This is a genomic window from Mesorhizobium sp. M2A.F.Ca.ET.039.01.1.1 (genome assembly GCF_003998035.1).
GTDB lineage: Bacteria > Pseudomonadota > Alphaproteobacteria > Rhizobiales > Rhizobiaceae > Mesorhizobium.
In genome coordinates this window covers 1-1,645 of record NZ_RZRY01001060.1, presented here as the reverse complement: position 1 = coordinate 1,645, position 1,645 = coordinate 1, and the positions used below count along the sequence as shown (strand labels likewise).

2 protein-coding genes are annotated in these 1,645 nt (G+C 60.8%); one reads left to right on the top strand and one right to left on the bottom strand.

Annotated elements, in window-relative coordinates; genetic code table 11:
- A partial coding sequence (locus EOA24_RS37225; RefSeq protein ID WP_133374871.1) for a DUF1697 domain-containing protein occupies nucleotides 1-537 on the top strand: 537 nt, incomplete at its 5' end.
- Nucleotides 538-583: 46 nt separating this feature from the next.
- Here the strand turns inward: EOA24_RS37225 and EOA24_RS37220 are convergent.
- On the bottom strand, nucleotides 584-1,645 hold a 1,062-nt coding region (locus tag EOA24_RS37220), incomplete at its 5' end, for a cytosine permease (RefSeq protein WP_127410778.1).

Here is a 1,645-nt window from a genome sequence, read left to right as displayed (position 1 = left end):
GTCGCGCTGCTCTACAGCATAGGCCTCGGCGAAGGCCGGCGCCTTGTTATGTCGGACTTCAAGGCGATGGCCGAAGGTCTCGGCTTCAACAATGTCCGCACGCTGGTATCGACCGGCAACCTGGTCTTCGAGGCGCGAGCTGGCGAAATTTCGAAACTTGAGCGTCCGCTGGAAAAGGCCTTCGAGAAAACTTTCGGCCGCCATGTCGATATTATCGTGCGCTGCGCAGAGGATTGGTTGAAGCTCGCGGCGTCTAATCCGTTCCCTGCCGAATCGGCGGAAGCCGGCGACCAGATCGCGATTCGGGTGATGCGCCAACCTGTCGCCGACGAAGCGCTATCGGGACTTCAGGCCCGCGCGGCCGACGATGAGAAGGTGCTTTTGGTCAATGGCGATATCTGGCTCGTCTTCTCGCGCGAGCGGCCGAACTCGCGGCTGCTTGCAGCCGCCAATCACAAGCGCTTCGGCGTCGGCACGTCGCGAAACTGGAATACGGTGCGCAGGCTGGCTGAGATGGTTAGGGGAATAGGGGAATAATTGTCTCCCTATTCCCTTACTGACCTACTCCCTTACTCCCCCATTCTTATGCCTTCGCCATCTTCGCCCCGGCGCCGAGCGCCATAGTGCGCAGGACGTAGTAGACGGCGCCGGCGATGGCCACACCGAAGAACCAGCCATAGACGCCCCACCAGGAGGGCAGCAGGTTGGTGAAATTGGGCAGGATCGAGGAGAAGATCGCGCCGATGCCGGCGGCGATGAAGGCGTTGACGTGCCAGCCGCCCTGGAAGCGGAATTCGCCGTCCTCGCGATAGAGCGCTTGAACATCGACCTCGCTTTTGCGGATCAGATAGTAGTCGACCATCATCACCCCGAAGATCGGTCCCATCGTCGCTCCGATGATGCCGACGAAATGCGCGGCGCTGCCTTCCCAGGGCGCGAAGGGATAGAGCACCAGCGCAATCAACGCCGCGATGTAGCCGCCTTTCTTGAAGTCGATCTGACGCGGGAAGACATTGGAGAAGTCAAAGGCCGGCGAAACGAAATTCGCCACCACGTTGATGCCCAGCGTCGCCACCGCGAAGGTGAGTGCTGCAAGGGCCGCCAGGAACCAGCTGTCGAACTTGGCCGAGATCTGGTCGGGGTGCAGCAGCACTTCATGGTAGACGTCGTAAGCGGCGATCGTGGTGACGCCGGCGACCAGCGAGAACAGGATGAGGTTGACCGGCAGGCCCCAGATATTGCCCTTGCGAAGGGCCGCATTGTCCGGCGCGTAACGGGCGAAGTCGCAGAAATTCAGATAGAGCGCCGAGAAATAAGTCACCCAGATCGCCGCGGCACCGAAGAGCGCGGTCCACGATCCCGGGTCGCCTGGAATGCCGGCGTCGGCGGTTTTCTCGCGCAGCACGTCCATCGGGATGTCGCTGGTAAACGCGAAAGTTCCGGACTTCACGCACAGATAAATGGCCAGAAGCAGCATCATCACCCACACGGCGGGACCGGCCCAGTCCTGGAAGCGGCGCACCGTCTCCATGCCTTTCTGGATGATCAACAGCTGCAGCGCCCAGATGATGACGAAGCAGATCACCTCCAGGGTCGAATGCCCCAGAAGATGCGAGCTCTTGTTGAACTCGTCGAACCATTGGAG